18 protein-coding genes and 2 tRNA genes are annotated in these 22853 nt (G+C 48.2%); 4 read left to right on the top strand and 16 right to left on the bottom strand.

The genetic code is table 11. The features are described from left to right. Positions 1-98 precede the first annotated feature (98 nt). From miaA to PP769_RS02870, 11 genes are all read right to left on the bottom strand, one after another. Positions 99-1124 carry a tRNA (adenosine(37)-N6)-dimethylallyltransferase MiaA gene (gene miaA / locus PP769_RS02920; protein WP_312644941.1) on the bottom strand — a complete coding sequence of 342 codons (1026 nt, stop codon included), beginning with the start codon at positions 1122-1124 and terminating at the stop codon, positions 99-101. Positions 1125-1144: 20 nt separating this feature from the next. After that, a complete protein-coding gene (gene mutL / locus PP769_RS02915) occupies positions 1145-2935 on the bottom strand; it encodes a DNA mismatch repair endonuclease MutL (protein ID WP_312644939.1) in 1791 nt (596 codons plus the stop codon). Positions 2936-2993: 58 nt separating this feature from the next. Beyond that, positions 2994-3899: a tol-pal system protein YbgF gene (gene ybgF, locus PP769_RS02910; protein WP_312644936.1), complete on the bottom strand. Its 906-nt coding sequence runs from the start codon at positions 3897-3899 to the stop codon at positions 2994-2996. Between the two features lie 159 nt (positions 3900-4058). Further along, on the bottom strand, positions 4059-5795 hold the full coding sequence (locus tag PP769_RS02905; RefSeq protein ID WP_312644934.1) for a coiled-coil domain-containing protein: 1737 nt from the start codon (positions 5793-5795) through the stop codon (positions 4059-4061). Positions 5796-5847: 52 nt separating this feature from the next. Further along, positions 5848-6816: an OmpA family protein gene (locus PP769_RS02900; protein WP_312644931.1), complete on the bottom strand. Its 969-nt coding sequence runs from the start codon at positions 6814-6816 to the stop codon at positions 5848-5850. A 40-nt stretch (positions 6817-6856) separates the two neighbouring features. Beyond that, positions 6857-8215, bottom strand: a complete 1359-nt coding sequence (locus tag PP769_RS02895; protein WP_312644929.1) for a beta-propeller domain-containing protein — start codon at positions 8213-8215, stop codon at positions 6857-6859. An 18-nt stretch (positions 8216-8233) separates the two neighbouring features. Then, positions 8234-9607, bottom strand: coding sequence for an energy transducer TonB (locus tag PP769_RS02890; protein WP_312644927.1), 1374 nt, complete (start codon positions 9605-9607; stop codon positions 8234-8236). Positions 9608-9738: 131 nt separating this feature from the next. Continuing rightward, the gene (locus tag PP769_RS02885) at positions 9739-10179 is read right to left on the bottom strand and encodes a biopolymer transporter ExbD (protein ID WP_312644926.1); all 441 of its coding nucleotides are present in this window, start codon (positions 10177-10179) and stop codon (positions 9739-9741) included. Continuing rightward, positions 10176-10895, bottom strand: coding sequence for a MotA/TolQ/ExbB proton channel family protein (locus PP769_RS02880; RefSeq protein ID WP_312644925.1), 720 nt, complete (start codon positions 10893-10895; stop codon positions 10176-10178). Before PP769_RS02880 ends, PP769_RS02885 begins: the two co-directional genes overlap by 4 nt. Before the next feature lie 85 nt (positions 10896-10980). After that, positions 10981-11059 (bottom strand) — tRNA-Asp (locus PP769_RS02875). A 117-nt stretch (positions 11060-11176) separates the two neighbouring features. Continuing rightward, positions 11177-11252, bottom strand: a tRNA-Val gene (locus PP769_RS02870). 181 nt (positions 11253-11433) lie between these two features. Here PP769_RS02870 and PP769_RS02865 point away from each other — a divergent pair. Beyond that, complete coding sequence (locus PP769_RS02865) at positions 11434-12243, top strand: tetratricopeptide repeat protein (RefSeq protein WP_312644923.1); 810 nt, start codon at positions 11434-11436, stop codon at positions 12241-12243. A gap of 33 nt (positions 12244-12276) precedes the next feature. On the opposite strand, the gene PP769_RS02860 is transcribed toward PP769_RS02865, so the two are convergent. From PP769_RS02860 to PP769_RS02850, 3 genes are all read right to left on the bottom strand, one after another. Then, the gene (locus PP769_RS02860) at positions 12277-13917 is read right to left on the bottom strand and encodes a lytic transglycosylase domain-containing protein (RefSeq protein ID WP_312644921.1); all 1641 of its coding nucleotides are present in this window, start codon (positions 13915-13917) and stop codon (positions 12277-12279) included. A 526-nt stretch (positions 13918-14443) separates the two neighbouring features. Continuing rightward, on the bottom strand, positions 14444-16393 hold the full coding sequence (locus PP769_RS02855) for a RiPP maturation radical SAM C-methyltransferase (protein ID WP_312644920.1): 1950 nt from the start codon (positions 16391-16393) through the stop codon (positions 14444-14446). Between the two features lie 8 nt (positions 16394-16401). Beyond that, positions 16402-16746, bottom strand: coding sequence for a 4a-hydroxytetrahydrobiopterin dehydratase (locus PP769_RS02850; protein WP_312644916.1), 345 nt, complete (start codon positions 16744-16746; stop codon positions 16402-16404). A 706-nt stretch (positions 16747-17452) separates the two neighbouring features. Here PP769_RS02850 and PP769_RS02845 point away from each other — a divergent pair. Together PP769_RS02845 and PP769_RS02840 are read left to right on the top strand one after the other, a co-directional pair. Continuing rightward, the gene (locus tag PP769_RS02845) at positions 17453-18013 is read left to right on the top strand and encodes a hypothetical protein (RefSeq protein ID WP_312644914.1); all 561 of its coding nucleotides are present in this window, start codon (positions 17453-17455) and stop codon (positions 18011-18013) included. Positions 18014-18461: 448 nt separating this feature from the next. Further along, on the top strand, positions 18462-19034 hold the full coding sequence (locus PP769_RS02840; RefSeq protein ID WP_312644913.1) for an acyloxyacyl hydrolase: 573 nt from the start codon (positions 18462-18464) through the stop codon (positions 19032-19034). A gap of 376 nt (positions 19035-19410) precedes the next feature. Here the strand turns inward: PP769_RS02840 and sthA are convergent, their stop codons facing one another. Both sthA and PP769_RS02830 read right to left on the bottom strand, forming a co-directional pair. Next, complete coding sequence (sthA, locus tag PP769_RS02835) at positions 19411-20805, bottom strand: Si-specific NAD(P)(+) transhydrogenase (protein WP_312644912.1); 1395 nt, start codon at positions 20803-20805, stop codon at positions 19411-19413. Beyond that, on the bottom strand, positions 20802-21677 hold the full coding sequence (locus tag PP769_RS02830) for an HDOD domain-containing protein (RefSeq protein ID WP_312644910.1): 876 nt from the start codon (positions 21675-21677) through the stop codon (positions 20802-20804). Before PP769_RS02830 ends, sthA begins: the two co-directional genes overlap by 4 nt. A gap of 392 nt (positions 21678-22069) precedes the next feature. Between PP769_RS02830 and PP769_RS02825 the strand changes: the two genes are divergently transcribed. After that, a complete protein-coding gene (locus tag PP769_RS02825) occupies positions 22070-22789 on the top strand; it encodes an SDR family NAD(P)-dependent oxidoreductase (RefSeq protein WP_312644909.1) in 720 nt (239 codons plus the stop codon). Positions 22790-22853: the final 64 nt, after the last annotated feature.

Genomic DNA, 22853 nt, shown 5'->3' with positions numbered 1-22853 from the left:
TTTTGGTGGCATGCTGATTCAGCCCGAACTATCGGGGAGTCTCTCATGTCTCATCGGACCAAAATTTCCCGCATTGTACCATGAACGGTCCTGTATGGTTAACCCGACGATTGAGTGGAATTGAAATGGGACCTTTCTTTTGCAGGAAATGGTAAATTTACGAAGGTTGAGAGAAACTGATTGATATGGTCCACGATTTTGGCGGCCGCTCGATCAGGGATGTCTGACTCTTCCACTGTCATCCACTGGATCTCGGATTCCTTCTGGAACCAGGTCATTTGTCGTTTGGCGAAGTGACGGGTATCGCGTTTTAATAATCGCACAGCCTCTTCATAAGAATAATCCCCCGCTAAAAATCCTGAAAATTGTCGATAGCCCAGCCCTTTCATGGAACCGAGTTCTCGAGTAAATCCTTGACTCATGAGGGATTGCGTTTCTTCCACAAGCCCTTTTTGAATTTCCCAATCGACGCGGGTTTCTATTCGTTGATAGAGGGTCTGGCGTTTCATGGTGAGCCCAATCAATAAAAAGGGATATGGCGCTTCGTCAAATCGGTGTTGTTGCTGGATGACTGATAGGGGCGTGCCAAGAATGCGATACACTTCAAGTGCGCGCTGGACCTTGGGCTGGTCATTGGGATGTAGCCGTTGTGCGAGTTCGGGATCCACTTGTTGAAGCTTTTCATAAAGAAAAGCGGGTCCTTGCATTTTGGCTTCTTGGGCTAATTCACTCCGAATCAGCCAATTAGCCGGTGGGCCAGGGCAAAGACCTCGTAAAAGGGCTCGGATATAGAACCCCGTACCTCCGATGACAAGAGGCAGGAGACCCAGGCGATGCAGGCGGGCAATGTCTTGGATGGCGTGACGCCTGAAGTCACCGGCGTTAAAGGATTGGTCTGGATCGACGAGATCGATTAAGCGATGCGGGATATTCCGTTGCTCGGCTATTGAGGGTTTGTCGGTGCCGATGTCCATCCCACGATAAACCTGTCGGGAGTCTGCGGTTAAAATTTCCGTGTTGAGCATTTTAGCGACTTCAATCCCGATACGGCTTTTTCCGATTGCGGTGGGTCCCGCAATGGCGACGACGGGTTTCCATGCTGAGATGATGTCGGCTTGTTTCATGAACCATCAACGAATAAAAATTATTTTAATGGACGGGCAAATAGGGTGTGCAATTCTTCCAAGGAATGTCGAACAGCCACTCTCCTTCCGTGAGGACAAGTCATGGGAAAATTTTCCTGTGCCCAGTCCTGTAAAAGGATGGTGATTTCAGGTTGCGTCATGGGTCGTCCGGCTTGAACGGCACTTTGACAGGCCATGGTAGCCAGAATGGGTTTAATCGTGTTGTCCAGCGAATCTGTTGATTGCCATTCAGAGAGTTCATCCAATAATTCCAGGACCAAGGGACCAACGGATATATTTCCTAATATGGCTGGAATGGCTCGCACAACATACGATGTGGTACCAAATCGTTCCACCTCCAATCCCGCTTGAGCCAGGAGGGGCAGCCATTCTTCCAATAATTCTCCCTGGTGTGGAAGGAGTTCAACCGGCTCAGGAATGAGTAAGGGTTGTTGAAGAACTTCTTTTTTCTTCCATGACCGAAGCAGTCTCTCAAAACGAACCCGTTCATGGGCCGTGTGTTGATCGACAATGAATAGGTTTTGATCGATTTGTCCGAGAAGATACGTGTGATGAATCTGCCCAAGAGGATATACCTCGTAGGGCTGCTCCGTGTCCGTATAGATAGCAGGCGGCTCCTGGACAAATAGAGAAAGAGCGGGATGTCGATTGGTGCTGTCTCCAGGGATTACAGAAGCATGCTGGAATGGAGCCGGGGCGACGGTGAGTGACCCAGATGGTGGCCTGGCAGAATGAGGAACTGGGCCAGTCTTTTTCTTGTGTTCATCGGATGGGATATCGGATGAGGGTTGCGTGAAAAAAAGAGCTTTGATGCCACGAAGAACGCCCGTATGAATGAATTCCGGATGAGAGAAGCGAATCTCCCGTTTCGTCGGGTGGACATTGATATCGATGGACTGGGGGTCAAGATGGATAAATATAGTAAATTGTGGATGTTTCCCTTTTGGTAAAAAAGATCCGTAGGCTTCAACCACCGCATGGGATATGGTCGAATTCTTTATAGGGCGTCCATTGACAAAAATTTCCTGTGGCGCACGAGACCCTCGTGCATGGTGAGGACTGACCGTATACCCCGTGAGTTGAAATGAACCGGCGTTATAGGTGACGGGAAGAAAGCGCTCAAGGAAGTCTGGTCCGTAGATCTGTAATAATCGATCTTGCAGCGAGGACACGGCAGGGTACTCCAGCACCTTATGGTTCTGGTGGCGTAATCGGAAGTGGATCTCTGGATGCACGGCTGCCGCCTGTTGGACGACATAACAGATTTTAGAAAATTCAGTGGGAACGGTCTTGAGAAATTTCAGCCGTCCTGGAGTATTAAAAAAGAGATCACGCACCTCCACTTGAGTGCCTTGAGGTCCGGTATAGTCTTGAACCTCCCATGTCACACCTCCCGTGGACTGTGTTTGGGTGCCAAGCGTGCTCTCGCGAGGAACGGTCTTCAAGCAAAAACGAGAAATGGAAGCAATACTGGGAAGAGCTTCCCCTCGGAATCCCATCGTCATGAGTGTCAAGAGATCGTCTTCGGATCGTAGTTTGCTGGTTGCAAAACGTTGATAGGCCAGTTGGGCATCCATTCGCGTCATGCCCGTCCCATTATCGATGACGCGAATGACCCGGCGGCCACCCTCTTCGACCTCCACGGTGATCAACGTGCTGCCAGCATCCAGGCTGTTATCGACCAGTTCCTTTACCACGGAGGCTGGTCGTTCAACCACTTCTCCTGCGGCAATACGACATGACACGCTGTCTGGAAGGATTTGAACTTTTCCAGTTACGGTCGAAAGCATGGGATTCCAAGCACGGGGTGATTAGGGTGAACAATAGAATGTGAAGACTTGCAGAGAATCAGGACAGCCCAGATTTTTTTAATTGTTCCTTCGCTTGGGTGGATTCTGGTGAATCTGGGTAATCTTGGATGATGGAGTTCCACAGTTCCTGAGCTTTTGATCGTTGATCGATTTCAAGCATAATCTGTCCGAGCTTGTACAAAGCGTGACTCCGATATTTGCTGCTTGGATAGCGGCTGATGACTTGCTCTAGGGCTTGCTTGGCAGGGTCATACTGTTTTTGCACGTAGAACGATTCCCCAAGATAGTAGTAGGCCTGAGGGGTTAAGGTCGTTGAAGGATAATTTGTGACAAATCGTTGGAATTCCACCGAGGCCCGGTCATAATTTCCGTTAAGGTAAACTTTATAGGCTGACCGGAAGGCCGATGCCTCGTTTTCCGCTCCCGCGCTTTCTTTAGAGGAGCTAGGTGATGCGGGGATTCCTGTCTGGGTTACTTTCGGGTCGGAAGAAGGGCCTGTGGGGTTAGGAGTCGTGACTTCAGGGGATTCTGACACAGATCGAGGTTGATGAATCACATTGTCTATTCGGCTTTCCAGAGCCTTTACCCGAATGGACAGGTCCTGATCACGGCGTTGGGTGGTGGAGCGGGTTTGTTCGATTTGTTCTCGAAGCAGAGTACTAGTCCGTTCGAGCTTTTCCAGAAGGTGTCGAGTATCCAGGCTGGCTTCTTCTTCTGTTTTAATGAGTTCACCCACTAAGAAATCATGTTCGTCCAATTGCGATTCAACCGTCTCCATCCGGTCGAGAATTTGTTGTTCCTGTTTGTGGGATGCTTCCTGTTGGATGATGAGGGTTTGGACTTGTTTTTGGATGTCAGTTAGGTTGGGTTCCGTTGCGCAACCCCACCCCCCTGTGAGGGCTAACCCAATAAAGATGGCCATATTGGAAAATTTGGGAGTCATAAAATTCCGGCTTCGGCAACAAATAATGTTTGAAATTAGGAAGTCAGGTAACCCCCCAACTCGTATCTTATCAATTGCCAGGGAGTTTAGACAAAGGGGTCCTTGACAGTATAGAGGTATAGTCGGCCTTTCTTTGGGAATATTAAGTGATGATGTATCCTATTTTTGCGTTTTGGGGCTTTGCAAGCGATTGACTCTCTGGGCCAATTGGCCTAGACGATCTTCATGCTGGTCCACCCGCTCGCCTAATTTGGTCCCAATGGTATTAATCACATCGCGCAACTTATTGACAGTTTCTGTTAACTGATTTAGGTGATTCAGATTATTTTGTGAGGTATCAGCGGTACCCTGAACCTGTTGGAAAGAGGTCATGGCTCGATTCAGCCGCTGTTCCTGGCTTTCAATGCGAGCATTCAACTTCGTACTGACATTTTCCAGTGCTTGGGCGACCGATTGAATTCCGCTGTTGACTTCTTGGAGGTGGGTGTTAGTCATCTGGGTGTCAGAATCAATTTTCCCCACAAGTCCAGATTGATGATTCTCCAGGTCTTTTAAGCGTGTGCCAATGCGCTCGACCGTCTGGTTAAGCTGATCGGCAACCTGGCTGACCGCCTGCGCTTGTTGCTTTTGGTCCTGGACCTCTCGTTTTAACTGTTGGATTTGTTGAACCGACTGATTGAGTGTTTTTCCTGTTTCTTCTTGTTTGGCCAAGCGACTGGAGAGTGATTGCCTGGTTTGATCAAGTGCCTGAGTAATGGAGGTGAGGCTGGCATTGACCTCGGCTAGATGGGCTGACGTTTTTTCGGTATTGGATTGAAGTTGTTCGGTCAGGGCGGTTTGGTGTGATTCAATCATATTCATGCGTTCCGAAATTCGTCCCGCTTGTTGAATAATTTCATCTCCGCGTTTCCCGAGTAGACTTCCCATGACTTCCTGGGCTTCGCGAAGCTTGAGAACTGATTGGGACAGATCCTGCACGTGAGAGGCATCCGCTTGCACGTGCGTTCCCAGAGCTTCCATATCTTTTTGTAAGGAATCAATCTGCGCTAAAATGGGGGCTTGGTGTGCGTCTATCTCGGCAACTAACCCGGCCATAGAGGCTTTCACGTCTTGTTCCAGATAGGAACGAAGGGCTTGGGTATCGGCGGTAAGTTTCTCTTGCAGGGTAGTGACCTGATTTTCCAGTTGAGCGATTTGTGTTGATTGCTCTTCAAATCTGGCATTGAACACCCTAGGCAGTTCCTCCGTGCGGGATTGCACGGTTACCAGGTCTTGCCGTTGTCCTGACAAATCTGTTTGGACCTGTCCAAGGGTCCCTCCGAGCCTGGTCAGCGTTTCCTTGAATTGGGTAAGGGAATTCTGAAATTCGCCCATGTTTGTGGTTAACGCTGCATTGTTTTCATCCACCTGCTGGGCGAGGTTTGTATTGTGGGTTTTTACCGTTTGGAGGTCTTCCCCATGTGTTTGAATTGTTGTTTGAATCGATTGGACGTCAGATTTCAAAGCGCCTGTTTGATTCGTAAAATCCTTTTTGAGGTCCTGGATGCTTTTTTCAGTTTCTTCAAATTTTCCGTATAAACTCGCCACATCCTTTTCTTGGAGGAGTGTGGCTTTTTGATTAATGGAAGCCAGATTGCCCCGTGTTTTTTGCGCTTCCTCATTCATCTTGATGAGTTGTGCCTTGGTTTCATCAACTTGTGCACCAAGGGTCTTTTTTTCTTCTTTAATTTTGGCGATTTGTTGTTCTAAATCCTTTTGAATTCGGGCAAGATCAGCTTGTTGAGCCACACAACCCGTACCCAATAAACTACAGACGCCATAGACCACTATCCAATTGAGAGAAAAAGTCGATGTCCACAATCTTGAAACATGTTGCAAGGTCCGCCCTATGTTCACTCTGGAATTATCCCTCCATGCTTTCCGAAAACTGGTCGGTTGAAAGGAGTTGCTAATTTTGAACAAGCAAATGTCCCCGTCGGTTCAATTGGTAGCACACTTCTGTAGTGTCCTGGCAAAAGGGCTTGTCTTTGCCATAAGAAATGACGGTCAATCGCGAAGGATCGACCCCCAATTGAGAAAGGAAATCCCGAACAGCCATGGCTCGTTTTTTCCCGAGCACCATGTTATAGGCCTGCGTTCCGCGCTGGTCGGCATGTCCTTCAATTATTAACTGGGAGGAGGGATCGTTGGTGAGCCATGCCATGTCTCGTTCGAGGGAATCCTTGGCTTCTGCGGTAAGAGACCAACTGTCAAAATGAAAAAATACATCCTCTAAGCCAGCAGATACTGTGGCCAATTCTTCCTCTTGAATTTTATCCAACTGCTCTCGAATGATTTCTGACGGCTCAGCTTTTGCTACCTGAAACGTTTCGGGAATTGGTTCTGTGTCCTTTGGCAAATTTGAAAGATCATTTTGGAATTCTGTCTGGGAGGTAAATGGGGACGTCTCTGTTTGATCGTGAGGTGAGCCGTTCATACTTGAAGAACTGGATTGAGTTGAGATGTCATTTCCCTCGTTGAACGGCGTCGATGCGCTGGCACCGCTTTCAATTTCGGAGTCTTTCCCAGAAGGAACCCCAGCTTGGAGATTCTGTTTGAACGATTCATCCATGTGGTTGGGGTCGTAGCCAAAATTGGAAGGTTCAACGGGAGCGGGCGGTTCAACCGGAGCGGGTAGTTGAACCGCCTCGGCCCGAATTTCATCGGTGGAAGGGCCTTGCCCTGGCAGGGGGGATTCATCAATTGAGGTCCCGGTTAACCCTGCCGTATCAGTGCCTGATGCTGATTCCCCGGTTTCTTCGCCTGGGGAGCCGGAAGCGGTCGAGACGTGGATCCGTTTTTCTCCACATCCCGACAAACTGATGAGTGAAAGACTGAGAATGCCAAGTAGTGAAATCATATGAATGGCTGGGCGCATGGAACGACTCCTTTTTTGGACTATCACGGTTGGTATCTCGTTATGGTTGAAACGGCGACCAGGAGGGAGAGCTGAGATGTTCTCCTGCCAAGGAAATTTTCTCCAAGCCTGCCCCCTCGCTAGTGATAATATATAATTGACTCTCTCCTCTTCGAATCGAACTAAAAACGATATGGCGTCCATTTGGAGCCCAAGAAGGCGAGTCATCAATACTTTGCCCGTTGGTGATTTGTTTCCGCTGTTCCCCATTCGGACTGATGCGGCATAATTTAAATCCCTCGTTTGGTATCCGACACACATAAACGATCCAATCTCCTTTTGGAGACCAAGCTGGCGCCGCGTTATAGTCTCCATCATAGGTTAATCGACGGGCGTTCAAGCCATCGGCATCCATGATGTAAATTTGGGGGCGGCCTCCCCGGTCTGAGGTGAAGGCCAGATGTCGCCCGTCGGGAGACCATGACGGGGACAAATCTGCGCTATTATGGGAGGTTAACTGCTTCACGCTTCTACTGTCCAATTCTATCTCATAAATGTCCGAGTTGCCATCTTGGGCCGCGGAATAGGCGATAGATTTCCCATTAGGAGCAAAGGTGGCGGTAATGTTCAGACTGGCTGGCGAGACCAAAACTTCCTCCCGGCCGGTAGCCAGCTCCCTTTTTATAATCAGTTGTTTCCGGTCCCGATATGCAGTGTAAATAAGGGATTTCCGGTCCGGGGCCCAGGTAGGCATGAGGTTTAAATACCCATCAGCGGTAACCTGTTGTGGATTATATCCATCGTAATCCATGACGAAAAGCTCACGTCCATTCTCCTTTTGACCCACAAATGCGATTTTTGTTCTGGCAATGCCCTGCTCGCCGGTATACCGATAAACCAATTCGTCCGCCCACCGGTGAGCCATTAAGCGAGTGAGGGTTTCTGTCGTTTTAAGGGAAAAGTACCGTTTCCCGGTCAGCACATCCTGTTGTCCGGGATCAAATGCGCAGGCATCAAGGATGAGTCCCTGAACTCCGCTTGAGGTCCCTCCTACTCCTATTCTCCCCCAGGTAGAGACTGTCACCTTTTGAAAGTGCGGAGCCAGGTTTGAAGAAAGACTCATGCATTTATTGTCAGAAAAATCACCTTTGGCAGGAGGTAATTCAGCAATCGAAAATATTTGTGAGCGTTTGAGATCGGCCTTTAGAACCGATGCGACTTGGGACTCGAGGTCTGCTGAAAGCCCCGTATCATGTTGGACGGGCGAGAACCCCATTACCCAAATCGGGATTTTTTGAAACTCTGAACGTGTGGCTTTGAGATCTGCTTCCTCCCCATGAAGAAAGGCCGGTGAGACGGAAATAACAGAAAAGGCGAGAAGAGCCAAAATGGCATACAAAGGGTTGAGTGCTTTCTTCATAATATAGCTGGTGTCCTTCTAATCTTTTTTGATGAATCGAAATCGTACTTCGAAGAATGGTTCGGAAATGTCTGGTGGAAAAGGTGGTAATGGGTTCACGGCAGATACCGCCCGTTTGGCTGCGGAGTCGTAGTTCCCGTTTCCTGAACTTTCATCAATGTGAATATGAGAAATTTCTCCAAATCGGGAAATGCGGAATTTGAGGACCACGACCGGAGGGTTTGTGACCAGTGGAAGGGCTCTCCACTCGTGGTCAATTCTGTCCTCGACCATTGCCAAATATTTGTTTTTTCCAGGAGAAGCCGGAGACGACGACTGGCCTGGTTTTGAGTTGGGCTGCACCTCGAGCCGTTGGAGTCGTTCCTTAATCGATTCGACGGGCGTGACATTGGGAATAGATAATTTTGCAATTTGTTGATCAATTTCAGACTGGACCGGCTCGGTTGATGTGGAAGAGGAGGGCAATGGTTGTTGAGAGGATGGTGTGGGTGGAGACGATTGTAAATTTGGAACTCTAGCCTCTTCCAGTAATTGCTTCATCATATCTGACATTTTCTCACGTTGGGGAACTTTTTCCAGTGGTGTGGAGGGAGAGATTTGGGCTAATTGAGGAGGAGAGACTTCAGGGACGAAAGGCTTTTCCTGTTTTGGTGTAATGGCTTTGTGCTGTTTTTTTATTTTTGGAGTTTGCGCAGGTATCGGAACTGTTGGAATGGTTCGTTTGAGAGATTCCTCAAGATTGTTTATTGGAGAAGCGTCGTTGGGTTTTATTTCTTTTTTGGATGTCCTGAATGGGGTCACCGAACTCAATTCCGGTAGCACAGGAGCTAGCTTGACAGTTGGTTCAATTTTAGAAACCTGAGGTTGTGATTCCGAACCTTGAGGCTCGGGAGGAACCGTTGTGGGGGGCGCAGCCTCTTTAGAAGATGGTGCTGGAGTTGGAGCAGGTTTGGGAATGACTAAGGGTTGTGAGGGATGTAAGCGTTCCGGGCGTGAAATTTGCGGAGCACTAGGAGGCATTCGAAGGTTTTCAAACAACGGTAACTGGTCATTCGAGGGAGGTTGTTCGTTTATAGGGGGCGGGGGTGTCGGTGAAGTCATTTCTTGTTTGTGAGGCATCACGATTGAGCCAACAGCCCCCTCCATGAATTCCGATAATCGCTCGGAGGCTTTTGGCACGGGTAAAGGAGGAAGGGGGGGGGCTATGGGTTGCGTTTTTGTTGGTTCTATTTTTTTTGTTGGTTGGGATTTATGTTGGGATGGCGGTGGGGGAGAAGATTTTTTTTGGCTTGGAGCCGGAGCTTGGGTTTCGGGTATAGAAATAAGAGTGACATCGATGGCTCGAAGAGGTTCCTCAACTGTCGATTGAAAGCGTAGGAACAGGGCCATCATGATGACGACAGCATGGAAAAAACCTGATGTGGCGATTCCCCAACGGAATGAGGCATCTTTTTGAGAAACGTCAGTAGCGAGCCCCAGGGAAATTAGACTGGGGGATTCAGCATGTCCCATTGGTCAAACGCTTAGCGGGAAATCCCGATGGTCTCATCCTCGATTAGTGTTTCAGTCTTCGGGCCGGTAATCATTCCGAGACGTTCAATTTTGGCCCCTTTTACCTCATCCATGACCTGTACAACAGTTCCATATGGAACCGTCTGGTCCGCACGAAGATACACTGAAATCAATGGATTTAAGGTTTTGGCTTCTTGAAGCTTGGCTCGTAAGTTGACCAAACTAATCGTGTCGTTGCCGAGGGATAGCGTGTGATCTCGCTGAATTGTCACAATCAATCGTTCTTCGGCTTTGATATTGTTGGCAGTTGTTGTCGGGAGGTTAATGTCTAAACCCCGATGCAGCATCGGGGCGGTAACCATGAAAATTACCAAAAGAACTAGGACGACATCGACGAGAGGAATGACATTAATTTCAGAGAGAAATTGCCGAGGCTTTGATCCACTAGTCATCGGGTTACTTCCACCTCATAGGCTTTTTCCGCTTCTTCTATCGTATTGAGAAATTCAATTGTAAACGCCTCGACTCTGAAGGACATTTTTCGAATTCTTGAGAGAAAATAGTTGTAGGCCATCACAGCAGGAATTGCGGCAAATAGTCCAGCAGCAGTGGCCACTAGTGCTTCAGAAACTCCAGGAGCAACTGCGGCAATGCTCGCTGAACCTTGAAGGCCGATTTCATGGAAGGCATTGATAATGCCCAAGACGGTTCCAAGGAGACCAATAAATGGAGTCAGATTTCCTGTGGTCGCCAAAAAAGGTAAATAGGCTTCCTGTTGACCGATTTGGTTCTGGATAATGTATTGAGCGACCTTTTCCAAATACTGTCGGTTAGGGGAGCGCTCTGCCTGTTTGCCTTCTATGGAAGGTCTCGAGGTGAAGAGATCGGAAGATTCTGGCAAGCGGTCCGTAATGCCCAAATATACTACTGAGCTTGGGCTGTAAGTTAAGGTTTGAGCCTGGCTTCTTAAGGTGTGCTGGTCGATGGGATTTTGTTCATACAATTGTAGAAATTGTGATTCTTCCTGTCGGATGCGACTAAATCGCCTGAATCTATTCACGATGATTCCCCATGAAATCACGGAAAAAATTGACAGGATAAAAAGAATGACAATTGATAGCAGGCCCAAAGATCCAAAGAACTCAGAGGGATTGGCAGCAAAGGTCATAGATTGTTTTTCGACCTCCTCTAGGCTGATCAGAATCTAAACAGGGGATAATTGATACAGAAATAAACCACTGCGAGATGAGGTATGGCGGGGCCGACGGGATTTGAACCCGCGACCTCCAGATTGACAATCTGGCGTCCTAAACCTAGCTGAACGACGGCCCCGAAAATTTTTTTGATCTTGGGCAAATAGCCCACGCATTCATTCAAAGAGGAAATGGAGTCGATGAAGAATTTCGTAATATATCAGATCAAGAAGACCATAAGCCAAAAAAATATATTTGGTAGGCGGAACAGGGATCGAACCTGCGACATCTGCCGTGTAAAGGCAGCGCTCTGCCAGCTGAGCTATCCGCCTAAAAATAGAACACTGCAATTATTCTATTATAACAGTGAGTTAGACCTTGTCAACTCAAATGGAATAGTGTGGAATACTGTTTGACATGATCAGGGCACGTGGGTATAAGGCATCACGCCTAGATCAATGCGTCATGCAAAAAAAATATGGGGTCGTCCTGTGACGAGAGGGAAAAATAATTATGGGATATAAAATTAAGGACCTTGGCAATAAATCTCCGATGGGGGAACCAGCCCAGTTTCTGTCTAGTAAAGAACGGTTTTTGTTTTTTGTCGAAGAGCACCGGGCATTGGTATGGGGAGGAATTTTTCTTAGTCTGGCAGTGATTGTGGCGGTAGTGACATTGATTTGGCTCAATCAAAACAATCAAGAACAAGCCTGGGAATTGGAAGGCCAGGCGCAAACAGTCTATTTGGATCGTCCTATGGATGATGTCAAAAAGGGTCAAGAGAATATTCAAAAGGCTTCAGGCATGTTCAAAGACATCCTTGATCAATTTCCCGGTACGCCTAGCGCGGGAGTCTCCTCATTTTTATTGGGAAACAGCATGATTGAGGAGAAAAATTACCAGGGGGCGATAGATGTCTATACTTCATGGGTCAAGGAATATGGGCAAAATCAGATCCTCCTTGGATTAGTTCAGCAACGATTGGGGTTTGCCTATTTACTTAATGGCAATCGAGAGGCCGCCCTAAAAGCTTTTGAGGCAGTGCTTTCCAATCCACATGCGTTAAATAAAGACCAGGTAGTTTTTGAGCTGGCGAAGATTGCAGAGTCAGATGATAATATTAGTGAAGCGGTGGAGCAGTATAAAAAGGTTATCCAGGAATTTCCTTTATCTCCGTTTGCCTCGGAAGCCGCTCTTCGGGTGGAGGTATTAGCGCCCGAAGAAGCCAAAGATTCTCCTTCCTCGGAAACAAACGACCTGGATGGAACCGAGAAGAGCAGTCCTGAAAATCCACAAGTTCAGGATAAAGGAGAGGGAAAATAGTATGGGTTCAGTCGTTTAACCCGATTAGGTGGGTTATTGGCTGACCATTAACATGTGGCCAGCTTGGATAATGCTGGAAGAGAGGTTGTTGAGTGCTCGCAAATCGTTCACACTCATACTAAATTGTCTGGCAATCGTCCATAAACTATCTCCCCGTCTGACCTTATACCATTTAGAGTTGTTATTGTTCGAAGGGCTGACCGAAGGTTCCCCTTTTACGCGTAACCGATCTCCTGGATGAATAATATGGCTAGAGAGATTGTTCAGTCTCATCAGTGAGTTGACGGATTTTCTAAATCGAGTGGCAATGCTTCCCAGGGAATCCCCGGATCGAACGCGATACCAGGTAATTTCCGAGTCAGCATCATCGTCACTACCCTCGCCACGAACCCGGAGTTTGGTTCCGACTCGTATTATATTGCTCCGCAAGTTATTCATTTCTTTCAGTTGACTCACTTTCATTCTATATCGTTTGGCTACAACCGATAAACTCTCTCCCCGTCTGACCGTATGCCATTCGGTTGGTGGGGGAGGAGGTTGTGTCCAGACAGCGAGCGTCGGATGGAGTTCCTCAACAAGCGAGGCCATTCCAAGGGGTACCTTTAAATAATAACCAGGAGTCGAAAGGCTGGGCACGATACTGCGTCGAAGTTCAGGGTTCAGCCGTTGGAGTTCCTCAACGGGAATACCAGTTTGTTGGGTGACGGCTGAAAGATGAACGCGTTTCGTAATCAGAACTTCTTCAAATTCATGCCGATCACCGTCCGGAGTCGTGAATCCATAGGCTGTAGGATTTTGGGCAATAAGGGTTGCTGCAATAAATCGAGGCACATAGTCTTTGGTTTCACGTCTTATATAGCGTGACCGTCGAATCTTCCAAAAGTCACGGGTGCCCGTTTTTTTGATGGCCCGCGAAATTTTTCCGCTTCCCGCATTATACGCCCCCAGGGCCAAAGGCCAGGAGCCAAATTGGTCATATAAATCTCGAAGATGATGAGCGGCAGCAACTGTGGATTTAATCGGATCCCGCCGTTCATCCAAATACCAGTCGACATCGAGGCCATACACACGCCCAGTCCCTTTCATAAATTGCCAGGGGCCGGAAGCACGTGATCGAGAAAATGCACGTGGGTTGAACCCACTCTCAACGAGTGAGAGATACATGAGTTCCGGCGGGAGGCCCAGTTCACGAAAAACGGGTTCTACAAGATCTTGGTAATGATGAAAGCGGTCAAGATACGATTGAAATCGTTCATGAATTCCATACTGAAAATATTCAAGATTTTTCTCTACGGCATCGTTCAGAACAAGGGGAATGGTGCCATAAGTCCCAGGCTTTCTCTGGTGGGGCGCTTCCCATGTTTGATCGAAAACTTTGGCAAATCGAGCTAGGGCAACTTGCGACCGTTGCTCAGATGAGTCAGCAGGGTAAAAACGTAATTTTGTGGAGGCGTTAATTGAAAATTGAGGTTGAGTGTCGAGGGCTTCAAATTTGTTCTCGTCAGATAAAAATATCCGTTGATCTTGGGAAGCGTTAGATTCCTGAGAAACATCAACTGATAAGGGAACAACGGGTTTTACAGGATTCGATGATTGAATCTGGTTTTCTGGGGTTCGAGCTAGGGCTTCTGCAGATGACTGATTCGGGTCATCCTTGGTAGGTAACCCTGGCATGCCTGGAGTTTCCCCAGTTTGTTTTATGAGGATAGACGATTGTTGATTGGTCTGGTTTGTGCTCGTCTCAAACGGTTGAGCCTCAATTGGGGTTGCTGGGCGAGAGTAGCTATTCGCAATTGCATAATTAAACGTAAGGGTCTCAGTGGAATCATTGGGAGGTAAAAAAGAGGTTTCTCCCCGTGTTGGTTGAGGACAGAGAGTTAACGTGATCAAAGTCACACTGAAGCCAACCAGTACGTTGCGGGCAAAACCAGCAGCTCGCAAAGGCATGAAGGAGCGGTGAACTTGTAATGTTTTATCTAAGTGGCTCATTTTATAAGAGTTTTCGGCAAATCTGTGCACAACTTAATAGGCTACCCTCGTAAGAAAAAATTGTCAAACAAATTCATGATTTTTTGACATTGTTCGATGGGTAGAAATCCTGCACGAACCGCACCAAAAAGTAAGTGTATGAAAAGAAGAAAAAAATACGGTGGCTTGTGAATGCGAGTGGCGTTTTTATTCCAGTTGTTAGGCAAAAATGTCAACGATGAGGATTGACCGGCAGGGCCAGAGTAAAATACCGGCCCCTTTCCTCATGCATTAGTCTTTTCCCCTGCAATGTCGTGAGGATATCGGTAATGGGCACGATAATGTCTTCCTCCGATCCTGGAAAGGAGCAACTCTGCAAGGCTTTACGAATCTGTTCGACGGACTTGGGTTGCTCATTGCAAAATTCTAAGATGAAGGCCTGTGGTCCTTCAAATCGTTCGCTCGTCGGAGTTAAGCCTCTCCCATCATAAACGGTCAGATAGCTCAAGGCTTTTGCAAAGAAGAGAAAGGGCCGATTAGAAGAGTGATATCGCTGTTTCCACTCTTCCACAAGTCTGACGAGTTCCTTATAGAGATGTGGATCGACTTTCCAATCGATTGTGTACTCAAAATCATAAGCGATTTTGTTGAGATCAACCTGCCGTTCGTCATACACATAGGCATAGGCTAACCCCGGTCCTGTTCGGCAAATACCATAGCGTTCAGGCCATTTAAAATATGGACTAAACCGTTCGAGCCAGAGTTTGGCCGTGGATTCTGGAGGTTGCAGGTGGATCAATGAGGGAATGAGCTCGATTTGGTGTTGGTAATCGGTATCTGTTTCCTGTGGAAAGCCCAATAAAATATTCCAGGAAAGGTCAATATTGTAATATCGGCTCCATTTTAAGCATTCAATGTTTTGTAGTGGGCTGACACCCTTATCCATTTCCTTTAGTTGCGCCGGACTCAAGCTTTCGATGCCCGGTTGCATGCATTTAACCCCACCCTTCGCCAGTGTCTGAATTTGGCGTTTATTGAGATTGCTTTTCGTCTCCATAAACACGTCCAGGTCCACATGTTCTTGGGCCAGTTGCCCAAAGACACCGTCCACATATTTCATATCAATAATATTATCGACCAAGCGAAAACGGGTGGTGTCATAGCGGCTGGAAAGATAGTCCAATTCTGAGGCGACCTGAGCAGGATTTTTTGCGCGGAATTCCATCGCTTGAGCATTTAATCCGCAAAAGGTGCAATGATGTTTTTCTCCCCACCAGCACCCGCGAGATCCTTCATAGAGCAGAATCCGGTTCAATCCGGTGGATCCCTGCTTGGCTAATTCCTGGAGCTCTGCAAAATAATCGTCGTAATCGGGTGGGGGCGTTTCTGAAAACTTGGTGAATAAGGATTCCTGGGGGGTAAAGTTGATCTGTCCTTCACATCGAAAGGCCACTCCGGGAGGAATATCCGTTTCATCATCCAGGAGGATGCGTTGCACCAATGGAGGAAAGGCTTGTTCACCTTCTCCGATCACGACGTAATCAATCCAGGGAAATGCCCGAAAATGTTCCAGCCCCATTTCTCCGTCGAAATTTGCCCCCCCAAAAACAATCCGAACATCGGGATAGACGTCTTTGATCAATTTGGCCAGACTCAGGCTGGCGACATTTTGATCGAATGTGGAGGTGAAGCCCACCACGTCGAATTGACTCCAATTCACTGATGTCAGGCACCAGGTTAAAAATTGAGGAGCAATCGACCGGGCAATTTCTTCTAAATGACTGATTGAACAGCCGGCTTCCCGAGCCGTGTCTTCGAAGATGGGTTTGAACACCATAGGATATTCCCTGTGTTTCGGATTATTCCGAAACAGGAGTGCAGAGAACAGCCATTCGCCAAATAGGCCACGTTTTTCGCATAAGATTTCATATAACGGTACCCCGATTTTATGGGCGAATTGGAGATTGAAATGATAGGTTTGGGCACCAATCCCCTGCGCTTTTAGTAAGGACGAGAGGGTCCCTAATTGGATCGAGGGAAATTTCGAATAACTAAATGGCATGGTTACCAGTGCGACCTTCGTACCGAAAGTTCGGAAATCGATGGTGCCCTGAGAGGCCGCAGTCTGGGTTCGTTTTGCTTCTGAAGCGACCGGGTGAATTAAAATCGGGCTGGTGGCCATAAGAGCCTTCAATAGGCAGCAGGAAGGTGAAAGGCGCGATCAGCTTTGGCGGCTAAATAAAAATCACTTTCGGTGAGGCCTTGAATCTTGTGAGTCCAGATTTCTACCTTGCATTTTCCCCAGGCCAAATATATATCAGGATGGTGACCCTCAAGTTCCGCCACATTTCCTACTCGATTAGTAAATGCCAAGGCATCTGCAAAGTTGTCAAAAGTATAGGTTTTCTCAATATGACCTTGAGCATTGAGCACCCATCCCGTTTCTAATTGACCAAGGAGGTCCTGGATTTTTTGAGGTTCCAACGGAGGTACGCCCCCACGGCAAGGTACGCATTTGTTATCTGCTAGACTCATTAGTTTCCTCCTTACCTTCTGAACATTTCTGGTGGATTGCCTTTTTCACCCTGAATGGTGCCAGGGAAAATCGGTTTCTTCCCATCTTCTTCGTATGAATTAGGTTGGATGGTATGGGGAACTCCACACAATCGTGAGGTCATACCATACCCCCAGTCAAGCCACTCATTATAGACACCACCAAGATTGGTACACAATTCCAGAGCGGAAATTGGAATAAGCCAATGTGCAATATGGGAGAGTTAGATTATTTGGGCTGACCTGGTTTACCGTACCATTGTAAATTGACCCCATAAAAACTTTCAGAGAACCAGGGCTCAATCCACATTGGTTTCTATAGGCAAAGAAAAAATCCCATTTCCATTATATTCAGAAGAGCATGTTTGCTGATCAATCGAGGTCAATCAAGATCTTCGGTGGCTTCAGGCCAGCACCAAATTCATCCCTTCGCGATGTTGGATGATCAGCCCCTGGGTAGGAAGACCCCAGGGGAAGTGAACAGCGTATGGAGCCTTTCTTACCTTGCCAAAAGATCATTTGACAACTTGAATCCTGGACAGGTAGAAAAACACTCCAAAAGCTGAGGTCGTCTGCTATTGGGCATGCTCGTCGTCATTCAGGACTTAAAGTTACCTCAAATGACCGATTTCCTTTTTCTTGAAAAGAGCGTCGGAAGGTCTATGCTACACGATCATGGAGTTGTGCAATGCCAGTGAATGCCCTGCGAAAACCTGGGGCGAGAATGAGTCTCCAAGAAGCCCTTGCACGAGTGGAGAAACTCAAACGGTTATCAGAAAGCAGTAATCCCCACGAGGCGGCCTTGGCGGCCATGCGACTGAAAGATTTTGATGTGGAGGTGGCCCGATTTCCACGCCCGGAACCTGTTGCTGAAGATGTCCCCACCCCCGATGACCATGCTTTTCTCAATAAAGTTGTTGAAATACTTGAGGAAGTGCCTATTGTTCCCTATGAAACGTTGGATGAAATAGAGGTAGAACAATCTTCTGATAAATCGAAAGTCAATTGGGATGAACTCCATTTTGCCCTTGTGAAGAAGGCGCAGCGTATGGGGGCAGATGCCTTGATTCATATTCAATTAAAGGGCACTGCTGAGCAAAAGGTGCTTGGAGCGACGGCATTAAAATATCTCACTCCCAAAGAGGTCTTGGAAATTCAACGGTCCACGGCGTTAGAGGATGCCGAGAAGGCCTATAACGAGTCTCAAAAGGAGCGGCTTGATGAAGATCTAGCCCCTGGCATTGGCTAACCAACAAAATTTTTGTCAGAGTGAAGAAGACCTGGTAGGCTTTTATAAAAGAAAAGGGAATATGCAACCACACTCTTACTCTGGATGGACCGCCTTAAAAGAATTCGGAAGGTTCATTGAGAGCGATTGCTGCCAAAAAAAAATATCAGGGGACGACAGACTCATGAGAATATGATATATTGCCGTCAGTGTTTACCCTCTCACCGTACCCTTGGCATTCTTTTCTCAATCCCCTCTTGTAATTTTTTTTCATAAGATTTCGGCTGCAAGCAGAGAGGTCACGTGTGGAAAGACCGTGAAAGCCGTCGCTATGGTCTCAAGTCCTAAGTTTGAAGGAAAAGACCATGCAGTCTCAAACCAGGGGGCATGCAAGATATTGTCAAGTGGTGGCATGACTTGCCGTTGTTATAACCCAACAAAAGGACCAACTGTGGAGAGATGTAAAACTGTGTCAAAATTCCCAACTACCATACTCGGCATTCTTGGGATAATAGTGTGGCTCACGGTAATTTTTTCGGGCTTAGGCCATACAAAAGAGATTGAATTGCTCTCTGTTGGGGTACGGGGAGGATTAAATTCTGACACGTTAGGTATTCCGCCGTCTGAAAAGGAAGATTTTCAGCAATACGACGTATTTGCGGTTATTGGAGCTCCTTGGAGTTGGGAATTTTCTTCTGGGTGGGATATTCGTTTTAGGCTTAATGTTGCCGCAGGGACGTTGAGGGCTGCCGGAGATGCCGGGTTCATCGGGGAGGTCAGTCCCGGGTTGGCCTTTACGCAGACAGATTGGAGACTCACCTTCGACATTGGCGGTGGTGGGGCATATTTAAGTAGGGAAAAATATGGTCGGCAGGATATTGGCGGACCGGTTCAAATTGTGGCGCATGCCGGTATTACCTATCATCTTCCCTGGAATATATCACTGGGATGGCGATTTCATCATATTTCTGATGCGGCACTCTACGGGTCTAATAATCGGGGAGTGGATCTGCACTTGTACGAGCTCAGCTATCGGTTCTGAGGGCATTTGAGAAAATTCCTGCCATCATGGGGATAGCGCTCCGCCGTTAAGGTCTTCCCGCTTCATCTTGTTTTTCTTTCAACGGCCGAATTGTTCATCATTACACTGATGACGGCTTCTACACTGGGAGAGTTGAATACTACTATTTTTCAAGGGCATACTGACCCACGGGCACCTTGCATATCAGAGGCCTCGGGCTCTTCAAAAAAGTCCGTCCAGCAAGGCCGCAAATTGCCTGCCGTGTCCTGAAGGGCACAACTTTTGTTTTGCGCGCAGAGCGTACATCCAGTACGTGAGCACGAAAAAATGGCGAGTACCCCGCTGGCGGCTTTTTTCAACACTGCGAAAATAAAATACAAATTCAAGAAGCCAGCTGTTAGCGCTGACGTTGTTTGGCGATATCGAGGGCGGCGACGCGGTAGGTTTCGGCGAGAGTCGGGAAGTTGAAAATGTTATCAATGAATCGGTCGATAGGCATATGGTGAAGCAATCCCAATTGGCCAATATGAATCAGTTCGGTTGCCCCTTCCCCGACAATATGAATACCTAACAGGTGTTCGCCTTTTGGGTCGGCGACCATTTTGAGCAATCCATTGGTCATGCCGGAGATCTGTCCTCGTGCAATTTCATGAAACCTCGCTCTTCCCACTGTGGCTCCACCATACTTAGCCGTGGCTTCCTGCTCGCTTAATCCTACGCTCGACATTTCAGGAATAGTATAGATTCCCATGGGTATATGCTCCGGAGCGCCGCCGGGGTTGAGGCCCAGGGCATGACAGACGGCGCGTCTGCCCTGTTCCATGGAACAGGATGCCAGCGATGGGGGGCCAATGACGTCACCGACGGCATAGATATGGGGAACCGTAGTTTGACAGTGGTTATTAACCGAAATGAGCCCACGAGTCGTCGGGTCAATGCCGGTGGCCTGTAAGTTTAAATGTTCCAGATTGGCCACTCGTCCAAGAGCTACCAGCACTTTTTCACTTTCCAGCGATTCACCGTTTTCTAAAATGGTGGTCACCTTAGAACATCCGTCCCACTGGACTGTGTCGATTTTTTGTCCACCCCGATAATGCCCTCCGGTTTTCTCAAACGCTTCGCAAAATTCATCGGTGAGTTCTTGATCCAAAAATTTGAGCGGGCGGTCTGCCGTATCCACCATGGTGACCTGCACTCCCAGCAAGGCAAAAATTGAGGCGTATTCACTTGCGATGACGCCACCTCCCAACACGGTCAGGGATTTCGGCAAATACACCAGGGAGAGAACGGAGTCACTATCCAGAATATGTTCATGGTCGATGGGAATATTGTCAGGGACGCGTGGGCGCGAGCCGGTGGCGATGATGATAATCGGAGCCGTGATGAGGGCGGCAGTGCCGTCAATTTTTTGGATTCGTATTTCATGGTCGGATGTAAAGCCAGCGCGACCATGAAAGCAGTGGATCCCATTTCGAGTGAGTTGGTCCTTCATGAACTTCCCATGCGCGCGCACCACCCGGTCCAAGCGGGTCATCAAGTTGGTGATTTTGATATCGTCGCGCATGCGGAATTCAAAGACCTCAGTCGCCTGGAGAAATCTCACCATTTGAAGGGCGCTTTCCCGTAACGTTTTGCTGGGAATGGTGCCCTGATAGACGCAAGCCCCTCCCACCTCTCGGGTTTGCTCGATGAGGGCTACCTGCTTTCCTGCTTTGGCGCCTTGAATGGCGGCTTTTTGGCCTGCCGGGCCGCTTCCGATCACCATAAGATCAAATGAAGTAGGTAACGTCATGGCAAAAAACACTCCACGCTTGCCTTGAGGGGGTCACGCAATTCCAGAAGGGCCGCCATGTCTTCAGGGTAAAAATTCAGATCCTGTACGACGGGAAGTGAGAGCAAGGTATCTTCGTTATGCGTTGAATCGCCAAGCATGACAGAGGCCAAATGATGAGCAAGGCAGGTGATCATGGCTCCCTTTGTCGGAGATAGATCTTGATGGTAGTGGTCGTCCTGGCAGTAACGGATCGTTTCCTGAACCGGATCGGGCAGCTGCCAGACAGCAGCTAATTTAGAGCCGGCCATGACGTGAAACTCTTCGAAGAGGGATTCAACGGTGGTCCAGGAAACCGGTTCCGCTGATTTGTCTGGGGATTGGGAGAGCAGATGAAGAATGGCGGGTTTTCCGATTCCATGCAGGAGTCCGCACAAAAATGCGTTTTCCACATTATGACGGATTCGTCTGGCGATTTCCTTTCCAAAAAGCCCTGTTGCTAAGGCGTGCCGCCAGAGGTTCCGTACTTCTTTCTCATAGCCGGTCGTATGAAATACGCCGCTCTGAACCGACACCGAAAACGCTAACCCGGCCAACATTGTCAACCCTAACCATGTTATGGCTTGTTGAAGCGAGACGATCGGGGTGCGAGTCGCATAGGCAGGGGAATTGGCAATGCGAAGGATTTGTCCCGCAAGGGCCTGGTCCTGTTGAATCAAGGAAGACAGCTTTGAGGCGTCCGCATCGGGATCGTTTGAAAGCAGAAGAACTCGATTGGCCACTACGGGCAAGAGAGGAAGATCCAGATTTCCTCGTTCCAATTGACCGGCGAGGAAGGAACGGAGGGTTTCCCTCTCTTCTTGTGCAATTGGCGTGATCGTAGAGTGAGCCATGTCTCGACTTGTCGGTTTTCCAGAAACAACCTTGAGAATTCTCCAGTTATGCGGGTTATCGGGTTTTGAAAAATGAAAAAGCAATCGGGTGGGGAAGGGCTCCAGCTCAACGTGTCGGGGTCTGGACAATGGGCGACAGGCATAACGCCTCTCTTTGTTGGCCGAAGGAGCCCTCTCTACTCCCTGTCCGCTTATGGTGGGGTTGCGCTCAATTCATTCAGTAAAATCGTTTCTCTGAAATGAAGCCCAGCCTTTCGAGAAGGTTTTTGTATGTCTGTCGTCTCAGCATGGTTGGCCTGGACTGACGGGGTGGTCTACAGTCAATGGAAGCGTCCGGTTCGGCAAAGAGGCTGAAACAGTATGGTGAGAGAGGCCTAAAAAAGGAGATAGCTATGAAACGGTTGGAAGGGAAAATCGCGGTGGTCACGGGAAGCAGCAGCGGGATAGGAAAGGCCATTGCCCTTCGATTCGGAGAAGATGGAGCAACGGTGGTGGTGGCCGCCAGACGATTCGATTTATGTCAGAAGACTGTTGCACAGATACAAGAGGGTGGCGGAACAGCCCATGCTCAAAAAACGGATATTTCGCAGGAAGAACAAGTCGATGCGCTCATGCAGGAGACCGTTAGGCGCTTTGGGCGCCTCGATATTCTTGTCAATAATGCCGGGGTGGTTGGAGGAGGACGGGTGGCTGACACATCCACAAAAATGTTTGATGAGGTGGTGGGTACCAATTTGCGGGGAACCTTTTTCTGTTGTCGAGCCGGGTTCCAACATATGAAAAAGCAGGGTGGCGGGCTTATCATCAATATCTCCAGTGTAGCCGGCGTTCAGGCCTGGGCAGGAACAGGCGTCTACAGCGCTTCAAAGCATGGCATCCTGGCCTTGACCAAATCACTGGCCGATGAAGGACGTGCCTTTCATATCAAGGTAAGTGCGATCTGCCCGGGTGGTGTGGCAGATGAATTAGTGGATGCGACGCCTGAAGAAATCTTTAATAGTGAAAAAATCAGTCCCTATGATGTAGCCGAAACCGCCGTGTTTTTGGCCACATTGGGATACTATACGGTTGTGCATCAGGTTGTGCTGGATCGGCTAGGGGCTGATTGGTAAAGACCGGCTAGATTTGAATTACGAAAACATGTCCCATAAAAAAACGACCTTCCAGGATAAGCCC

Origin of the sequence: Candidatus Nitrospira allomarina (assembly GCF_032050975.1) — a bacterium.
Classification (GTDB): Bacteria; Nitrospirota; Nitrospiria; order Nitrospirales; family UBA8639; genus Nitrospira_E; species Nitrospira_E allomarina.
Note: the sequence above shows the minus strand (reverse complement) of the source record. Positions and strands in the feature narration are given on the sequence as shown.